We start from the raw sequence: 18,000 nt of genomic DNA, 5'->3' as shown, positions 1-18,000 counted from the left end.
AATTCTCAATTTTAGTTGTGTGGTAATCTAAGTTGCTCCTTGTCTATCATATATTGTTTCAATGCCATAAGAGCAGCCAGTTTTGCTTCTTCTTCGGTTTCTTCTTTTAATGCTTCCGGAGAATAATATTTTTTGACGAAATGTGTATCAAAATTTCCGCTTCTGAAAGCGCCATGCTGAAAGACAAATTTCCCGAAAGGAAGCGTAGTACTTACTCCTTCCACAATATATTTATCAATGGCCTTGATCATAACCTGGATTGCTTCTTCCCTCGTTTTTCCGTAAGTCACAAGCTTGGCAAGCATAGGATCGTAATAAATAGGTACTTCCATACCTTCTTCAAATCCGTTATCCAGTCTTATTCCTTCACCTAACGGCACTTCATATTTCTCCAGAGTTCCCGTGCTAGGCATAAAATCTTCTAATGGATCTTCAGCATATACCCGAAGTTCCATGGCGTGACCTTTGATCTTCAAATCATCCTGAGAAAACTGAAGCTTTTCCCCTCTCGCTACCAATATTTGTTGTTCTACAAGATCCACTCCGGTGATATATTCTGTAACCGGATGTTCTACCTGTAGTCTTGTATTCATTTCCAGGAAATAGAAATTCCGATTTTCGTCAAATAGAAATTCCACCGTTCCGGCACCAACATAGTCACAGGCTTTGGCAACTTTAACAGCAGCCTCACCCATTTCTTTTCTTAATGCTTCATCTAATACCATAGATGGAGCCTCTTCAACTACCTTTTGATGTCTACGCTGAATACTGCATTCCCTTTCAAACAGGTGAACGTAATTACCGTGTGTATCAGCCAATACCTGAATTTCAATATGTCGTGGTGAGGAAACATATTTTTCAATAAAAACAGATCCGTCACCAAAAGCAGATTCAGCTTCACTAATAGCACGCTTCATCTGGTCTTCCAGCTCTTTCTCTTTTTCCACCACACGCATTCCTTTACCTCCACCACCGGCAGAAGCTTTAATTAAAATAGGGAAGCCTATTTCTCTGGCAATTTTCTTAGCTTTTTCAGTATCGGTGATTGCTTCATCAATTCCTGGAACCATGGGGATATCGTACGCTTTTACCGCATCTTTAGCAGCAAGTTTACTTCCCATCACTTTTATCGCCTTAGAACCAGGTCCAATCCAGGTAATGCCATTTTTTTCTACAGATTCTGCAAAAGAAGCATTTTCACTTAGAAATCCGTATCCAGGATGAATCCCGTCTACATTTAATTTTTTCGCTACTTCTATAATTTTATCGCCTTTCAGGTAAGATTCGCTGGATGGTGCTTCTCCAATACAAACTGCTTCATCTGCAAACTTTACATGGGGTGCATTCCTGTCGGCTATAGAATATACCGCCACCGTATCAATTCCCATACGTTTGATGGTTTTCATCACTCTTAAAGCGATCTCTCCCCTGTTGGCTACTAATATTTTTTTCATGTTAATTTCTGCTAATTTCGTACTTCTAAATTCTGACTTCGAATTATTCCATTTCTATCAACAACTGATTCTTTTCCACCGTATCGCTTTTGGAAACAGTAACAGATTTTACCACCCCATCTCTTGGTGCAGTTAAGGTGTTTTCCATTTTCATCGCTTCCAAAACCAGAAGATAATCTCCCTCTTTTACTTCGTCTCCCTCCTTTACATTCACTTCCAGAATTAGGCCTGGCATAGGAGCTTTAATATCATTGACCTGTTGGGAAGTTCCCAAAGAAAGGCCCATATCTTCTATTAACTGATCCAGATCATTATTGATCTTGACTGAATAAATATTGGAATTGATCTTTATATCATAAGTCCTGTTTAAAAAATTAGACTTAAGGACCTCAGCCGAGTAAGAGCGGTTATCTTTTAAAAGATGATAATGTTTGTCTGAAGTTTTTTGTGTGTCCAGTGCTTTGACCTCTTCCTTTGAAAATTCAAATTCCAGAGTGTCGTTCACCTTAACCTTGTAATTCTTATCCATAAAAAGCTTTATGTATTATTATTTTTGACCATTGAGCGTAAATATAGAAAAATTAAGATGTTTGAAGTGTTGAAGAAATCTCAAAATATGGATAATTTCATTGTATTTAAGTTAAAAACGAGTTATGAATCCCGGACTGAATTTGGAATAACTAAAATTTGAGGATAAAGACTGAGATCGCTTCGTTTCTCTCGCGATGACTATTGAAAACTCAACAAGCTGAATTACTCTGTGGATTGTCACTGCGAAGGAGGTACGACTGAAGCAGTCTCAACTTTATGACGAAATCCAATAATTGAGATTGCTTCGCTTTGCTCGCAATGACGTACACTGAAGATCGTTTCGTTTCTCTCGCGATGACAACGCTCAAAATCAAAAAACCCGGAACAATATTCCGGGCTTTTTAAAAATAACTTCTATGCCGACTAGCTTAATTAAAATTCTTTATAGCCTCACTAAGATCATAAACTTTGGAATTCTTTAGTTTCATATCAAGAATACTACTCCCGGCCGCAGATCTATATCCTCCGGCGCAGTGCACTACTACCGGTTTGTCTGTTGGGATTTCATCAGATTTTTCTCTTAATTCATTCAACGGCACTGCGATGGCATCTTCAAATATTTTCCCTTCTGCAACCTCACTATTATTTCTAATATCCACAATAGTATAATTCTCTTTATTCCTTTTGAAATCTTCTACATCAAAATCATCAGACTTTTTCGCAGGCTTTGAGTCCAGCGTAATTAATCCCTTAATTTGTTTCTCGTAGCCTATCTTAGCTGTTCTTTCCAGTATTTCTTCCAAATTATCAACGGAATCGATCACAAGGTAAAATTCTTCCTCGGGCTGAATGATAGCGCCAAGCCAGGTTTCATATTTATCTTTTTCAGAGCGGGCCATGATATTGATACTTTTAGGGAGATGGCCTTTTTTGAATATTTCCTCATCCCTAGTATCTACAATGACCGCATCATTTTCAACCTCCTCTACATTTAAACGAAGTTTATTTGCCCATTTTGTTCTTTGAACATTCTCGGCACCAGATTTATTAATATCCACATTAAAGCCAAAATAATGCGGAATAAATGGCTGATCTTTTAAGATCTCTTCGACAAACTCATCTTCAGTCTGCTCCTTAAACGCCCAATTTCCCTGTCGCTCATTTCCCAAAGTGCTGGAAGAAGCATCGCTCATATTTTTTCCGCAGAGGGAACCGGCGCCATGTGCTGGATAGACCAAAGCATCATCAGGTAAACCTGTAAATTTATTTTTTATGGTATTAAACATTTGTTTAGCAAGATCTATCCTTTTTGCCTTCATGTTTCCCGCTTTCTCACGAAGATCTGGCCTCCCCACATTTCCTATAAAAAGCGTATCTCCCGTGAACAAAGCTGTTTCATCATTCTGTTTTGCTACAATCGTAATACTGTCTGGAGAATGTCCAGGTGTATTAATTGCTTTAAATTCTATATCTCCAAGGCTCAGGGAATCACCCTCATCAAAAGTAGTATGTGGATAATCGGCACCTACTTTTTCGCTTACATAAATTGTTGCACCTGTTTCTTTGTGAATTTGTAAATGACTGCTTACAAAATCTGCATGTGGATGTGTCTCAAAAACCGCCATTATTTTTGCGTTTTGCTCTTCAGCATATGAATAATAATCCATAGGATTACGCGACGGGTCTATTAAAGCCATTTTTCCCTTGCTCACTATCGCATAAGAAAAATGTGCCAGTGGACTATCTTTGAATTGTTTTATGGTCATTTTATTCGATTTTTAAATGTGGTTTGGTTTTACTTTTTCTTTCTTTCGAAAAGGATATAAAGTTTGATTTTTGAAATCTTCAGGGAAATCACTATCGCCGCTGAAGCCTAATTCTATTTTTTCACCATTCTTCGGAATATATGCTGTTCCGAAGAGATAATCCCAGATACTAAGACTCAATCCATAATTCATTCCGTAGGGTCTATCAACCGGCAATTCTTTTGAATGATGCCAGATATGCATCTTTGGGTTGTTGAAAATATATCCAAAAGGCCCATAACTCCAGCCAAGATTCGCATGATTTAAATGGCCTACAAACACTGCAAACATATGAACCAGAAAAAACTCCTGGATACCAAAGCCAATCATCGCCAATGGAATATACTGCACGGTCTTGTAAATAATGGTTTCCATAAAGTGAAATCTGAACTGCGCTGCAAAACCCATTTCCTTCACACTATGATGAATTTTATGAAATTCCCAAAGTAAGGGTCTTCTATGAAGTTGCCTATGAACATTCCATTGCACGAAATCAGCAATTACAAACATGATCAATAACTGAAACCAGGCGGGCAGGGTTTCTATTTGTATGGCAACAATATTCTCAATCCCAAAAATGCCAAGAAAATCATTGAATAACTCCACGCCCACATTGCTTATGGCATTGTAACCTATGAGTGAAAAAAGGAAAAAATTAAAGATTATATAAAAACTATCCAGCCAGAATCCTTTTCTGAAAACCTTTTGATCTTTTCTCCATGGAATAACGATCTCCAGAATCCATACCAGGAGAGACAGACCAATAAGCCAGTAGAAATAACTGGTCCAGGTTGGATTGGTTATCTCACTTACCAGATAATTAAAATACCCGATAAAGGATTCCTGAATAATGTTGATATACTTTTCCAAGATCTTTAAATTCTGAAACAAAAATATAAATATAGAAGCGTTATAGAAGTAACTTTTGTTACAGTTATGAAATTTCATTCAGCCTCAAGTACTGGTTACGTCCAAACGTGAGGAAATAAAATAGATATCCAAGAAAAATCATTAGCAGCGTAGCAAGAAAAATACTATTGTTATTGTATCTGAAATAGATTCCGAAATAAAGCAATGCGGCTACTAAAGCTACCGGTAAAAAATATGTAGAAAGAATAAAACCATTTATCTCAATCCTTTTAATCTCACCTTCCTTTATTTCTAATTTCAAAGGTTTACTCCCGCACCAATCTATTTTTGCTATTAATTGATATCTACCTTCGGGAATTTCAAAAGATAACACCTGTTTATCTTTAATTTCGGCAAATTTTATCCCATTTAAAAAAAGATCGAAAGATCTCATTTTATTGGCCCATTCCGAATTTCTCCTGATAATGAGTTTTGGCATTTTAAACTAATAACTGTCTATGTAACAAATGTTACTAAAATTATTTTATGAAAATAATATCTTGCAAATATGTGAAAACAACTTTTTTGCCCCCAATTCACTGTTTTTTCATAATTATTAACGCCGATCTTCCCTACAGGGATCGGCGTTTTATACATAAAAGTCACTAATTTGTGATAGTTCTTTTCTGCTAATATCTGGCACTAAAGCGTCTTCGGCAGCATAGCCCACCGGAAGCAACAGATAAGCTCTTTCATTTTTAGGTCTTTTTAGTAATGTTGCCAGGAAGTTCATTGGGCTTGGGGTATGGGTTAAAGTTACTAATCCGGCATTATGAATAGCAGAAATCAACATTCCGCAGGCAATTCCCACTGATTCATTTACGTAATAATTATTATGTTTTTCCCCTTTCGCATTCAATTCAAATACCTCTTTAAAAACCATAATTAACCAGGGGGCGATCTCCAGAAATTCCTTATTGGTATCTGTTCCCAGAGGTGCCAGGTCTTTTAACCAGCGTTCGCTCATTCTATTGTTATAATTTTCTTTCTCTTCTTTTTCTGCTGCTTCCCTTATTTTAGATTTTAATTCAGCATTAGATATTGCACAAAATTTCCAGGGTTGCTTATGTGCTCCTGAAGGGGCTGTTCCGGCAGATTTTATAATATTTTCAATAACTGCTTTAGGCACCGGTTTATCTGAAAAATGCCTAACGGATCGTCTATCATTTAAAGAATTATAAAACTCTTTGGTCTTTTCCAGCATTTCCTCTCCTGAAAAACTTTTAGGTTTATATGGAATGTGTTTAAAACCATTGATCATCTTTCCACTTTCGGTCATATCAAATTTGTTAGTATTTATGTCAGATTTATCAAAAAACTACTAAGGCTTTTGAGAGGAATATTAAACTTTAGTAATTTTCCCCATAAACCTAATAAGTTTTTTCTTTAGATCGGTAAAAGGAGGGTGAAGAAAATCTGAAACTGCAAAATTCTTCTGATGCATTACTGCCCGTTTTTTTGAAAAGGTTTTAAAACCATCAAATCCATGATAATGGCCTATTCCACTATCGCCAACACCACCAAAAGGTAAATTATGCTGGGCCAGATGATAGATGGTATCATTGATAGTCACCCCGCCAGATAAAGTATTTTTAAGTAGTCTATTGATCCTGCTTTTTTTATTATCAAAATAATATAATGCCAGGGGTTTTGGCTTATCATTTATATATTCTATGGCTTCTTCAACGCTTTCAAGATTTAAAACCGGTAAAATAGGCCCAAAGATCTCCTCCTGCATCAATTCCATCTCCATAGAAGCATTAAAAACCAGTTTTGGCGCCATGAAATCCGGCTTATTTACCTCAGCATTGCTCAGTTCAATAATCTTCGCACCTTTATTTTCGGCGTCTTTAAGCAGTCCCCTGAGTCTCTCCAGATGATCTGAATTTATGATCCTGCTATATTGCTTATTTTCAGAAATATCGGGATAAAATTTCTCCACAGCTTTTTGCACCTCTTCTTCAAATTCAGCATTCAATTCTGAAGACATGATGACGTAATCCGGGGCTACACAGGTTTGTCCGCAATTAAAGAGTTTACCAGCCATTATCCGTTTGGCGGCACGCTTTACAGAATAGGAATTATGAATAATCGCCGGTGACTTTCCTCCCAATTCCAGCGTGACCGGAGTTAGTTTCGGCGCTGCTGCAGCCATGATCTTCTTTCCAATTCGGGTAGAACCCGTAAAAAAAAGATGATCAAATGGAAGAGATGAAAAGTCCTGAGCTAATTCTGAATCACCTGTTACGCAATGAATATATTCTTCCGGAAAATTTGAATTGATCATTTTTTGAATTACTTCGGCCGAAGCAGGCGCGATTTCAGAAGGTTTTAAAATAGCGTGATTTCCTGCTGCCAGGGCATCTACCAAAGGACTAAGAGTTAATAAAACCTGATAATTCCAGGCGCCCATGATGCCTACAGAACCTAATGCCTGATATTGATAATATGCAGAACTAGGCAGCAAAAACCAGGCACCCTGTACGTATCTTCTCTTTGTCCAGGTACGAAGGTTTTTCATGGCGTGTCTAATCTCATCCTGTAGCGGAAATATCTCCAGGAACAAGGTTTCTTCCTTTGCACGTAGACCAAAATCATTGTTCACAGCTTCCATAAGCTCCTCTTTATATTGATCTACGAGATCTGAAAGTTTTTTTAAACTATCCAGCCGCATTTTAATATTTGGAGGATTCTTTTTAAAGGCAGATTTTTGCTTATGCAGCAGGGCAGTTAATTCCATTTTATTCAAGGTTGAACGAATTTGCATTATTTCTTCCTGAATAACCCAAAGGTGAAGTTTTGAACGGAATTCCAGGGGGTAGTATGATCCAGATTTTCCAGGCGGACTATATCAAAATCCTTTTCAAAAAGCTGTTGCATCTTTTTAGACGAATATTTTTTAATTTTTATTCCGCTGCATTTATCCGGTCCGTTTTCAGAAAAGGTACCGAGAATAAAATATCCGCCAGATTTTAATACATCCTTCAAATTGGAAATATAATCTTCTATCTGTGAACTTTCCGTAAGGAAATGAAAAGCAGCGCGATCGTGCCATACTTCAAATTCCCCTCTAAAATCGAATTTAGTGACATCACCTACCAGCCAATTCACTTTCTCAGCTTTTTCACCAAGCCGATTTTTTGCTTTTTCTATAGCTGTTCCTGAAATATCCAGTAGGCTTATATTTTCATATCCAAGCTCTAAAAGATGATCTATTAAATAACTATCTCCTCCACCGATATCTATCACCGGAGCATTTTTGGAAAGTCCCAGTGACTGGATAATATTTATAGAAACTTCAGGCTTTTCCTGAAACCAACTGGTCTCTTCGAACTTTTTATCCTTATAAATTTTCTCCCAGTGGGATTTAAGATCTTTCATGAAACTTTAATTAAATTCCGCACAATCACCGGACGGAACATTTACGCCTGCTGCCTGTTGGTAAACAAGTTCAGCACCGAGATGGCCAACATAAGCTAAGGTAGCTGAACCTGCCATCATAAGCAAGACCAGAATTATAGAAGTACTTTTAGTTTTTATAAGATCCACATACCTGCTTAGAAGCTCAAATAATAAAGCAATGGTAAATATCCAGGCAGTGGTATAAGCTAAATTCTCATGATCTTTGAGAATAGTGGGGTCACACAATTGGCGGGAAACGATACCATCTGCCAAATTTCCGGTATAAATGGAGATCCAAATCCCTATAACCCCTAGTAATAATAAAACCCTTCCTCCGTGATCCCAGGTAATTTTTGAAGACCCAAGAGTAATCAATTTAAAAAGCGTTGCCATGAGCAACAAAACGATTGGAAAATGAACGGACAGAGGATGAAACACCTCTGTCCGCCAAAATTCTGGTAATTCAACCATATTTATTCCATTATTTTAACCGAAAGTGGATCCAGTCTTTTCCCTTTTTTCTCAACTTCCACTTCTACTTTCTGGCCTTCTTTCAGTTCTGAAAATTCTACTTCAGAACCATTTCTGGTAAGGCTGGTATTTTCAGTAAAATAAAGTTCCAGGGTTTTATTATCGTCGGTAGAAACATAGATTTCAGTTTTATCAGCTTCTACTTCTTTGATGGTTCCCTGATAGGTTCCAGATTCTACCACATCGGTGCTTTCTCCACAGGCAATAAAAAGAAGTATAGCACTAAGAAAAAATCCTTTTTTAATAAATGATCTCATGATTTTCTAAATTTAAGTTAGTTTTGAATTTTGAAATTACCCAAAAATACAGGTATACCAAAGTTTAAGACCGGTTTTTATGTATTTTTTATTAAAGATAATTGATTTTCCTCTTATTAAATCTTCTGAGAATTCTTAAACATTATTGTTTTTCAGTAGAATTAGACGGATTAATCATATTAAAAGATTTCATTAAGTGGAATAAGCCAGGTAGAATAAATCCTCCTCCTATGATCAGCGAAATTGCCAAAACCTTTATAACTTCATCGGGTGCTACACCTTCCAGCATATTCACTTCAGAAGTTTGAGTAATGATAATATTTGGGAAATGAGTATTCACAGCGGCAAATATTACCAGTAAAATTTGTATTCCGGCAAAGATCCTGGTAAAGATGCTATGTTGTTTTCTAATCGCTCGCCAAAGTGGAATAAGTAATATTCCCGATAAGGCAATGGCGATGAGAGATAAACTATTCCGAAGAAAATCTTTTACAAAAACCATATCTGTAAGATATCCATATAGAAGTACCAGTGCGCCAATAATCACCAAAACAACGGTAAATACCGCCGATTTTCTACTATACATTCTTCTAACATCGCCGGTGGTCTCCCCTATTAATAAGGTGGAAGCCAGAAAGGCACATAGAGACGCATAAAATAAACCGGTTAAAAAGGTGAAAACATTCAACCATGGATGCATGAAAATCTCTGAAAAAGTAGTTTCAGAAAAATCATCAGTGATCATAATCTCTCCGCTTATTAATGCTCCAAATGACATTCCCAGAAATACAGGCGTTATTAAACTTGAAATTCTGAACATCCTGTTATACCAGTCCTGTGATTTATCTACAATCGCATCATAATGCCTGAAAATAAAAGCCACGCCACGCATGGTAATTCCCAGGAGCACGAGCGTTAAGGGAATATGCAGGTAAATTATAATGATGTTGAAATATTCAGGAAAAGCTATCCAAAGAATCACGATAAGAATGATCAACCAGATATGATTTGCTTCCCATACCGGCCCCATCACTTTATAAATGGTATCCCTATTCAGTTTTTTATTTTCCCTGGAAGAAAACAATTCCACAATACCGGCTCCAAAATCGGCACCGCCAAGCAGCACATATAAAAACAGGGAGAAGAAAGTAAAAAATAAAACTACATATAACATACTCAATCATTTGGATTATTAAGCACCTTAATTTGTCTTCTCATAAGCCAGGTAACCGTAATTGCGAGACTAATATATACCCCGAGATAAAGGAAAAAACTATATTTTAATCCAGGCATTGGCGTAACGGCTTCAGAAGTTCTCATAATATTATACACTATCCAGGGTTGTCGGCCAACTTCGGTTACCACCCACCCGGCTTCAACAGCTATAAAGCCTAACGGACTTAACAGCGCAAAAAGCCACCAATATTTTCGTTTTTCCATCCAGCTCTTTTTCTTCAGGCTAATAAAATAAACAACTGCGGCAAGCATCATTAATGAACCTATTCCCACCATGGTTTGGAAAGCATAATGTACAATCGAAACCGGCGGAAGGTTTTCTTCAGGAAAATCATTCAGGCCTTTTACTTCAGCATCAAAATCTCCAAAGGCCAGAAAGGAAAGCGCTTTTGGAATTTCAATTCTATTGGTCACTTCTTTATTTTCCTCGTCTACGATACCCCCAATAAATAGGGGCGCTCCGCGTTCTGTTTCATAATGAGCTTCCATTGCGGCTAGTTTTATGGGTTGACGTTCTGCCACATCTTTTGCTGAAATATCTCCGCTAATAGGTTGCAATAAAGCCGCTATTCCGCCAAAAAGAATAGCAATTTTAAATGCCGCTTTATGTAGTTCTGGTCTTTTATTTCTTAATATTTGAAAGGCATGAATCCCTGCCACGGCAAAGCCGGTTGCAGCAAAAGCAGCGAGGGTCATGTGCAGGGCTTGTGTAAACCAGGCCTCATTTAAGAATGCTTTTACAGGATCTATATTTACAAATTCCCCATTAATCACATCAAAACCTGTAGGAGCGTTCATCCAGGCATTTGCCGATACGACTAAAATTCCCGAAAGAACTCCTGACACACCAATTATAATACCGGTGATCCAGTGAAAAGTTTCGGGAAGTTTCTTCCAACCATATAAATAAAAACCTAATGCAATAGCTTCAACAAAAAAGGCAGCTCCTTCCAGGGAAAAGGGCATTCCAATCACGGGGCCGGCGTGTTTCATAAATTCGGGCCAAAGCATTCCAAGTTCAAAAGAAAGCGCAGTACCCGAAACCGCTCCAGTCACAAAAAAGATGGCTACTCCCTTGAGCCATGCTTTAGTGAGATCCAGATAAACAAGATTTCTGGTATTCAACCATTTTTTATGAGCCACCACCATAAAAAAAGGCATTACCATACCAATACAAGCAAAAATAATATGAAAGCCGAGGGTAAAAGCCATCTGAAGTCTGGCGTAGTCAAGGTTCTCCATCAAGGGAATTTTTAAGTGATTTTCAGAATATATAAGCCTAAAACCACCATATTTTCTGGCTCATAAATTTACAGAAAAATAGGAGTATGACCTCATAGTAAAAAGGCTAATTTCAACTTTTTTGAATAATCCGGAAGAGAAAGTTTGATTATTAAGTAAAGTAAAAATATCCGGATATCTAAGCAGTATAACCATTCTAAACAGAGCTGTAACCTAAAACTATTCTCAGCTCTAAGTTGAAGACAAAGTTTATAATTTGGATGCAAAATGGGGTTTGCATGTTTTTGTTCTCCCAAACCATAACTCCTGAAAAAAATTGCTCAGAAATCCGGATAAATTTTAATAAAAAATTTCAATTAAAAACACGACTTAAGAAACTTTCTGAAATTAGGATCAGAAAATGCAGTTTCATAAATCTTCAGGGGGGAGTATTGAAATAAAATTTTCGGCAACCACTAAAATAGCATAAAAACCTGAAATACAATCAATAAAGATAAAATATCTTGGATTAAGGATTTATATTTTTTTATGACTCATGTCCGGTTAAAGAAACTAGACCGCTTCGCTTTTAGATATAAGAAGTTAAACCTGGACTTAATTAACGATAAAGAAAGTAAGTTTAAAATGTGTTTTCAAAGAATGTCAAAATTCATTATTTGTAAAAACAGGATAGAGATCGTAGTAAAAGCTTTGATCTAATGAAAATACTGATTTCAGGTTCGCTCTTTAAAAATTTTTATCGCACACCGCTGATTTTTTTAGATTAAAATAGCTCATTCCAAATAATATAAATTCCCATTAGCAGCACAAACCAGCCAAATCCTTTCTTTAGTTTCTTTCCATTTATAAAATTATTCAGATATACTCCGAGCCAGATCCCACCTATAGATATACCGGTGAAGATTAAAAGAAAAGTCCAGTCAATATTCATATTCTCCACATCTCCAATAAAACCAATCAGGGATTTCACCGCAATAATAAGAAGAGAGGTCGCTACTGCTTTTTTCATAGGCAGTTTTGCAAAGATTACCAAAGCGGGGATAATAAGAAAGCCCCCTCCTGCACCCACAATACCTGTAAGAAGACCTACTACCAGACCTTCGACAATAATTAATATATAATTATATTGTACTTTTTCTTCATTAGTATTCCTTCCATTATTTTTCTCCTTAATCATAGAGATCGAAGCAATTATCATAATAATTGCAAAAAAGAGCATAATCCCGATATTCCTGGTGATCGTGAAATCAAAAACGGTGAATATCTCTTCTGGAATTGCCGGAACCAAAAACTTTCTTGTAAGATAAACAGCGATAAACGCCGGAACAGCAAATACGAAAGCAGTTCTAAAATCTATTAGATTTTTGGGAATATTTCTAACAGCTCCCACCAACGAAGAAGCCCCCACCACAAATAAAGAATAGGCTGTGGCTGTAACGGGATTGATTGCCATTAGATATACTAAGACCGGAACAGTTAATATAGAACCGCCACCTCCTATTAACCCTAAAACAACTCCTATTAATAATGCTCCTAAATACCCGAGAACTTCTAATATATCCATATCTAAATTTTCCTGGGACAAAAGTATCGAGTTGCTACAATGTCCGCAGTTACAAGTGTTACAAAGATTTTAAAGGTTCTTAAGTTTTATTTGATTTCGCTGAAGGGAGATCTTACCTTCATTTTCAAGCTTTTTCAGCAATCGTGATATTACCACCCGGGAAGTATGAAGATCGTACGCAATTTGCTGATGGGTGCTCTGAATAAAATCGTTAGCATTAACCATAGCCTTTTCCTGTAAATATCTCATCAACCTCTCATCCATTTTTAAAAATGCAATAGTATCTATAGTATCTAACATTTCAGAGAGCCGATTGTGGTAAGATTCAAAAACGAAATTTCGCCAGGACTTATACTTTCCTGTCCACTCTTCCATTTTAGCAATGGGAATCATGATAAAGGTAGTATCGTTCTCTGCTACTGCGCGAATTTCGCTTTTGGTTTGCCCTAAACAGCAATTAAGTGTCATGGCACAGGTATCACCACGTTCTAAAAAATAAAGAAGAAGTTCATCACCATCATTATCTTCTCGTAAAATTTTAATGGCACCCTCTAGCAGTAAAGGCATTCCGGTCACGTATTCACCAATTTCAATAATTCTGTTTCCGGCTGAAACTTTTTTAATGCTTCCGGTTTCTAATATTTCAGCTAAGAGTTCTTTTTCAAATTGAAATCCGTAGGCCTCTTCAAGTTCCTTCCACATAATTTATTTTTAGATAAATTAAAATTAGGAAGAATTATTCAGAATAAAACCTAGCGGAATTATAGGTTTATCGGAAATATTCTTTTAAAGTTTCAGATCAGATTTTATTAAAACTTTAATCGTAATCACCTGTTTTCAAACTTTGTTTAACATGCCATTATCAATAGGAAGCGTCTATTCTAATTATCTTTAATGGATTAAAAATTACAAAAAAAAAATTATGTCTGAAGAAAAATTATTGAAAACCATTAACCCTACAAACGGCAAAAACCTCAAGGAATATAAAATGATGACAGCGCAAGAAATGAATGATGCTGTAAAATCATGTCATGAAGCTTTTTTAAAATGGAAATCAAAATCTGCTGAAAAACGCGCCCAGATAATTGCCAATATTGGTAAAAAGCTGGACGAGCATAAAGATGAACTTGTAAAATTGATGACCGAAGAAATGGGAAAACTGCTAAAGCAGGGTGAGCAGGAAGTGGAACTATGTTCAGCAATATGCGATTATACCGCTAAGAATGGGCCAGATAGCCTTAAAGATGAAGAGCGTGATCTGCCTGAAGGCGGGAAAGGTTATATAACCTACTCCCCTATTGGAGTTATCTACGGAATTCAGCCATGGAATTTCCCAACATATCAAGTTGTTCGTTATTCTATTGCCAACCTTATGGCTGGAAACGGAGTTTTACTGAAACATGCTGAAAGTGTTACGGGAAGTGCCCTTTTACTTGAAAAAATCTATCAGGAAGCTGGATTGCCCGAAAATTTATTTAAGGTATTACTCATCTCCCATGATCAGAGTGATAAGGTGATAGAGCATGAATTGGTGCGGGGAGTTACTCTTACCGGCAGTCCTGACGCTGGAAAAATAATTGGAAAAAAAGCAGGTGAAAATCTTAAAAAGTCTGTTCTGGAACTTGGAAGTAATGATGCTTATATCGTTTTGGAAGATGCTGATATAGATCTGGCTGTAAAAACCTGTGTGCAGGGAAGAATTTATAATAATGGGGAAACCTGTGTAGCCGCAAAAAGATTTATCGTAGTAGATAAAGTTTATGATCAATTCAAGGATGCCTTTGTGGAACAGATGTCTAATATAAAAGCTGGAGATCCAACGAGTGAAGAAAGCGATATGGGCCCTATGGCCCGCAAAGATTTAAGAGAGCAATTACACGAACAGGTAGAAAAGAGTGTAGAGAAAGGAGCTGAAATTCTTTGTGGAGGAAAATTACCGGAGGGAGACGGATACTTTTATCCCGCGACCGTTTTGGATAATCTAAAACCCGGTATGCCCGCTTATGATGACGAGCTTTTTGGCCCCGTGGCTTCTTTAATTAAAGCTAAAGACGCAGATGATGCTATGAAAATTGCCAACAGCAGTAGATTTGGACTTGGTGGCGGTATTTTTTCTAAAGATGAAGAAAAAGCACGTGAACTAGCACAAAATCATTTTGATACGGGTATGGTTTTTATTAATTCCTTTGGATTGGCAAAACCAAATATGCCTTTTGGAGGAGTAAAAGATTCTGGCTATGGTAGAGAGCATGGCACTTTTGGTCTGCATGAATTTGTAAACGTCAAAGCGGTTATGTTAGCTTAATTTGAAATAAAAAATGTGCCTAAGAGGCTGTCTAGAAAGTTGTGAAAAACGTCATCCTGAATTTATAATTAGAAGCTGAATCAATACTGAAAGCTTTCGGGACAGCTTCACGAAATAAGAACTTTCTAGACAGTCTCTTTTTATTGATTAAAAATTTTCTAAAACCGACTATCCCCGAGATAAACCGCAGTAATTATTTATAAGATTTTATTCATTCTTTTAATAACTAAAAACAAATACCAGGTTTTTATTTTGTTGATTTTCAGTAACTTTAGGTTCCCTACTCGCTAACGGATTGATTTTTTAATTAATAATAGCAGTATCAATGGAATTTAATCTTGCTGAAAAACTTGCCATCGTAAAAGATATTGATAGGCTCATACTGGCCGATCATAAGGTTGCCAAGGGAGAACTGATCTATTTAGGCCAATTGATGAAACTGTTAAAGTTTAATTCTGATTTTGTTGAGGAAGCGCGTAAATTTAATATTCAGCAGGCAAATGGAATTTTAGAGAACATGAGTGAGGCCAAAAAACATTCACTCGCCATAATGCTGCATGAAATGGCGTATGCTGATGGAGACATGAGCCGAGAAGAAATTAAAATCTTATTTAGTGTCTTTAAAAATGTAGGTATTAAGATTGAAGATTCAGGCAAACCACCAGTTGTTTTTGATATTTCAGATATTTACTTTAAATCAAAAAAGTATATTATCCATGATAAAGAGCTGGACACTTCAATGTGCAAACTCGGTGAACCAAAAGCTATCAAGATAGAACCACAGATTGACGGTAAAAATGGTTTTACTGTGACTATTTTTAAGGTTACTGGGTTTACTCCTTTCTGGGGAAATAAAGTTGAATTAGCTCTAAGACATATGGATATAGTAGAGTTAAGCTTAGAGAAAAGTTTTCTGAGAGCTTGCAATCATAGCTTAGGAAAAGATTCCAGACCCTCAAAAAAATCTGATTACGGCCTGAGCATTTATCATCCAAACAACCAAATTGAAAGGATTATTCTACACAAATATCACAAAAATAAAGAGTTAGAATTCGTTAGCTAATTGCCTTCATCTAATCTATCACCATTCTTTCTTTTAAATATTTTAAACCACTCATGTCCGGGCAAAGAAACTAGACCGCTTCGATTTTAGATATAAGAAATTAGACTTGAGCTTACCTAATTGATAGACAAGGTACTTTTGAAATTATTTTTTTAAAGGATTCCCCCATTCGAAAATTTGCAAAAGCAGGGTATGGATAATAGGAAAAAGCTTTGTACTGTTGTAAATATTGGGTTCAGGTCTATTCTTTAAAGTTTTAATCGGACACCACTGATATTTAAACATTGATTTTCAAAGTCTTATGAAATTAATAATAACCTGAATTTATTTCTTAGCTGCACATTACCTATTGAATTTTGAGCTATATTTAATCCTTATTTTCTGAAAATGAAACAGATAAAATTATATGAATTCCATCATCATAATGTAGTTCAAATTGGAATAAATTTTCGGTATGATCGTAAACTGATTGAAGCTTTGAAAAATCTGGACGGTGTACAATGGACCAACACCTTCAGATGTTTTTATTTAAAAGCCACCAAGGAAAATTTAAATCGCGTGGTTAAGTATTTAAATGATTCAAATTACTATGTTGATTATTCGGCATTAAATATTTCTGAAATTCCTTATATAAAAAATATTGCAATTGAAACCGAAAGGATTGAAATAATAAGATTCAAAAACTATTTGGAAGGCCGCCGCTACAGCGTAAGCACCATTGATTCTTATACGAGCTTTGTTACAAAATTTCTTAAGTTTCATCTGTTTAAAGAATATTTTAATTTTAGTGACGTAGATAGATTTGTCGAAAAAGAGATTGCGGCGAAAAATTATTCCGTCAGTTCACACCGGCAGTGTATTAGTGCTTTAAAGCATTATTTTGAACTAACTGAGCAGGAGGAAATAGATCCTTCAAAACTCCAACGACCACACAAAAGCAAATTTTTGCCAGGCGTGTTGAGCAAAGAAGAGGTTATAGATCTACTTCGTGCTACACGAAATTTAAAACACCGGTGCATTCTGGCATTAATATATGCTTCGGGACTGCGAATTGGAGAATTAATAAATTTAAAACTGAACGATATTGATATAGATCGCAGGCAGATCCTGATAAGACAGGCGAAAGGCAGAAAAGACAGGTATGTTATGTTAGCCGAAAGTTTTCTTCCTATATTTTATAATTACCTCCAAACTTATGAGCCACAAATTTATTTTGCTGAAGGCTTTAATGCGGGGCAGTATACTGCGTCGGCTATTAGAAGTTTTTTAAAGGAATCCTGCCGAAGAGCGAGGATTAGAAAGCGGGTGACTCCGCATACTTTAAGGCATAGTTACGCAACTCATATGCTTGAGAATGGAATTGATTTAAGATATATTCAGGAATTGTTAGGACACTCCAGGCCAGAGACTACGATGATCTACACGCATGTAACTCAAAAAGATCTTTCAAAGATCCGCAGTCCGCTAGATGAGAGTATTAAGGAGATCATGGAGCGCAGTAAAGGCGACTCAAAACTACGTTTATCCCGGAACTTACTCGAATAAAACTGTATATTTGGTGGGATATAACACGTTGGCATTCATTGCTAAACAAGATTGTGGTTCTAATTTAAAAAAAATGAAAATCGATTTTCAGTCTATATAATAATTGCCATGTTCAAGTGATAAATGCAACTGGCCAAGTTGATTTTAATTTTTCTA

17 protein-coding genes are annotated in these 18,000 nt (G+C 36.4%); 3 read left to right on the top strand and 14 right to left on the bottom strand.

Features of this window, described 5'->3' with window-relative positions:
* Nucleotides 1-11: 11 nt before the first annotated feature.
* The 14 genes from accC to Q1K34_RS06735 all read right to left on the bottom strand — a co-directional run bounded on the left by accC (nt 12) and on the right by Q1K34_RS06735 (nt 13,633).
* Nucleotides 12-1,454, bottom strand: coding sequence for an acetyl-CoA carboxylase biotin carboxylase subunit (accC, locus tag Q1K34_RS06800; RefSeq protein ID WP_300436261.1), 1,443 nt, complete (start codon nt 1,452-1,454; stop codon nt 12-14).
* Nucleotides 1,455-1,497: 43 nt separating this feature from the next.
* Nucleotides 1,498-1,983: an acetyl-CoA carboxylase biotin carboxyl carrier protein subunit gene (locus Q1K34_RS06795; protein ID WP_300436258.1), complete on the bottom strand. Its 486-nt coding sequence runs from the start codon at nt 1,981-1,983 to the stop codon at nt 1,498-1,500.
* Between the two features lie 430 nt (nt 1,984-2,413).
* Entirely contained in the window at nt 2,414-3,751 is a 1,338-nt protein-coding gene (locus Q1K34_RS06790) for a rhodanese-like domain-containing protein (protein ID WP_300436255.1), read from the bottom strand.
* A gap of 12 nt (nt 3,752-3,763) precedes the next feature.
* Nucleotides 3,764-4,660: a sterol desaturase family protein gene (locus Q1K34_RS06785; RefSeq protein ID WP_300436252.1), complete on the bottom strand. Its 897-nt coding sequence runs from the start codon at nt 4,658-4,660 to the stop codon at nt 3,764-3,766.
* A 64-nt stretch (nt 4,661-4,724) separates the two neighbouring features.
* Nucleotides 4,725-5,138, bottom strand: a complete 414-nt coding sequence (locus tag Q1K34_RS06780; RefSeq protein ID WP_300436250.1) for a hypothetical protein — start codon at nt 5,136-5,138, stop codon at nt 4,725-4,727.
* A 150-nt stretch (nt 5,139-5,288) separates the two neighbouring features.
* Nucleotides 5,289-5,978 carry a nitroreductase family protein gene (locus Q1K34_RS06775; RefSeq protein ID WP_300436247.1) on the bottom strand — a complete coding sequence of 230 codons (690 nt, stop codon included), beginning with the start codon at nt 5,976-5,978 and terminating at the stop codon, nt 5,289-5,291.
* 63 nt (nt 5,979-6,041) lie between these two features.
* The gene (locus tag Q1K34_RS06770) at nt 6,042-7,466 is read right to left on the bottom strand and encodes a coniferyl aldehyde dehydrogenase (protein ID WP_300436244.1); all 1,425 of its coding nucleotides are present in this window, start codon (nt 7,464-7,466) and stop codon (nt 6,042-6,044) included.
* Nucleotides 7,466-8,080: a class I SAM-dependent methyltransferase gene (locus tag Q1K34_RS06765; RefSeq protein WP_300436241.1), complete on the bottom strand. Its 615-nt coding sequence runs from the start codon at nt 8,078-8,080 to the stop codon at nt 7,466-7,468. Before Q1K34_RS06765 ends, Q1K34_RS06770 begins: the two co-directional genes overlap by 1 nt.
* A gap of 6 nt (nt 8,081-8,086) precedes the next feature.
* Complete coding sequence (locus Q1K34_RS06760; protein WP_367183307.1) at nt 8,087-8,572, bottom strand: DUF2231 domain-containing protein; 486 nt, start codon at nt 8,570-8,572, stop codon at nt 8,087-8,089.
* 2 nt (nt 8,573-8,574) lie between these two features.
* Entirely contained in the window at nt 8,575-8,889 is a 315-nt protein-coding gene (locus Q1K34_RS06755) for a hypothetical protein (protein WP_300436236.1), read from the bottom strand.
* A gap of 142 nt (nt 8,890-9,031) precedes the next feature.
* Nucleotides 9,032-10,063, bottom strand: coding sequence for a cytochrome d ubiquinol oxidase subunit II (locus Q1K34_RS06750; protein ID WP_300436234.1), 1,032 nt, complete (start codon nt 10,061-10,063; stop codon nt 9,032-9,034).
* A 2-nt stretch (nt 10,064-10,065) separates the two neighbouring features.
* On the bottom strand, nt 10,066-11,367 hold the full coding sequence (locus Q1K34_RS06745) for a cytochrome ubiquinol oxidase subunit I (RefSeq protein WP_300436231.1): 1,302 nt from the start codon (nt 11,365-11,367) through the stop codon (nt 10,066-10,068).
* Between the two features lie 763 nt (nt 11,368-12,130).
* Nucleotides 12,131-12,931, bottom strand: coding sequence for a sulfite exporter TauE/SafE family protein (locus Q1K34_RS06740; protein ID WP_300436229.1), 801 nt, complete (start codon nt 12,929-12,931; stop codon nt 12,131-12,133).
* A 69-nt stretch (nt 12,932-13,000) separates the two neighbouring features.
* On the bottom strand, nt 13,001-13,633 hold the full coding sequence (locus Q1K34_RS06735; RefSeq protein WP_300436227.1) for a Crp/Fnr family transcriptional regulator: 633 nt from the start codon (nt 13,631-13,633) through the stop codon (nt 13,001-13,003).
* Between the two features lie 220 nt (nt 13,634-13,853).
* Between Q1K34_RS06735 and Q1K34_RS06730 the strand changes: the two genes are divergently transcribed.
* The 3 genes from Q1K34_RS06730 (at nt 13,854) to Q1K34_RS06720 (ending at nt 17,844) form a co-directional block, all read left to right on the top strand.
* Nucleotides 13,854-15,236, top strand: coding sequence for an NAD-dependent succinate-semialdehyde dehydrogenase (locus tag Q1K34_RS06730; protein WP_300436224.1), 1,383 nt, complete (start codon nt 13,854-13,856; stop codon nt 15,234-15,236).
* Nucleotides 15,237-15,561: 325 nt separating this feature from the next.
* Entirely contained in the window at nt 15,562-16,299 is a 738-nt protein-coding gene (locus tag Q1K34_RS06725) for a hypothetical protein (protein ID WP_300436221.1), read from the top strand.
* Between the two features lie 387 nt (nt 16,300-16,686).
* Nucleotides 16,687-17,844: a tyrosine-type recombinase/integrase gene (locus tag Q1K34_RS06720; RefSeq protein WP_300436218.1), complete on the top strand. Its 1,158-nt coding sequence runs from the start codon at nt 16,687-16,689 to the stop codon at nt 17,842-17,844.
* The last annotated feature ends 156 nt before the right edge of the window (nt 17,845-18,000 follow it).

The sequence above is a fragment of the Christiangramia sp. genome (assembly GCF_029937855.1).
Taxonomy (GTDB): Bacteria; Bacteroidota; Bacteroidia; order Flavobacteriales; family Flavobacteriaceae; genus Christiangramia.
Note: the sequence above shows the minus strand (reverse complement) of the source record. Positions and strands in the feature narration are given on the sequence as shown.

Coding starts and splice junctions, on each gene's coding strand:
- Q1K34_RS06725 (WP_300436221.1), top strand. CDS start 15,562: ATGGAATTTAATCTTGCTGAAAAACTTGCCATCGTAAAAGATATTGAT.
- Q1K34_RS06730 (WP_300436224.1), top strand. CDS start 13,854: ATGTCTGAAGAAAAATTATTGAAAACCATTAACCCTACAAACGGCAAA.
- Q1K34_RS06740 (WP_300436229.1), bottom strand. CDS start 12,931: ATGGATATATTAGAAGTTCTCGGGTATTTAGGAGCATTATTAATAGGA.
- Q1K34_RS06735 (WP_300436227.1), bottom strand. CDS start 13,633: ATGTGGAAGGAACTTGAAGAGGCCTACGGATTTCAATTTGAAAAAGAA.
- Q1K34_RS06760 (WP_367183307.1), bottom strand. CDS start 8,572: ATGGTTGAATTACCAGAATTTTGGCGGACAGAGGTGTTTCATCCTCTG.
- Q1K34_RS06755 (WP_300436236.1), bottom strand. CDS start 8,889: ATGAGATCATTTATTAAAAAAGGATTTTTTCTTAGTGCTATACTTCTT.
- Q1K34_RS06750 (WP_300436234.1), bottom strand. CDS start 10,063: ATGTTATATGTAGTTTTATTTTTTACTTTCTTCTCCCTGTTTTTATAT.
- Q1K34_RS06775 (WP_300436247.1), bottom strand. CDS start 5,978: ATGACCGAAAGTGGAAAGATGATCAATGGTTTTAAACACATTCCATAT.
- Q1K34_RS06720 (WP_300436218.1), top strand. CDS start 16,687: ATGAAACAGATAAAATTATATGAATTCCATCATCATAATGTAGTTCAA.
- Q1K34_RS06790 (WP_300436255.1), bottom strand. CDS start 3,751: ATGACCATAAAACAATTCAAAGATAGTCCACTGGCACATTTTTCTTAT.
- Q1K34_RS06765 (WP_300436241.1), bottom strand. CDS start 8,080: ATGAAAGATCTTAAATCCCACTGGGAGAAAATTTATAAGGATAAAAAG.
- Q1K34_RS06745 (WP_300436231.1), bottom strand. CDS start 11,367: ATGGAGAACCTTGACTACGCCAGACTTCAGATGGCTTTTACCCTCGGC.
- accC (WP_300436261.1), bottom strand. CDS start 1,454: ATGAAAAAAATATTAGTAGCCAACAGGGGAGAGATCGCTTTAAGAGTG.
- Q1K34_RS06780 (WP_300436250.1), bottom strand. CDS start 5,138: ATGCCAAAACTCATTATCAGGAGAAATTCGGAATGGGCCAATAAAATG.
- Q1K34_RS06795 (WP_300436258.1), bottom strand. CDS start 1,983: ATGGATAAGAATTACAAGGTTAAGGTGAACGACACTCTGGAATTTGAA.
- Q1K34_RS06770 (WP_300436244.1), bottom strand. CDS start 7,466: ATGCAAATTCGTTCAACCTTGAATAAAATGGAATTAACTGCCCTGCTG.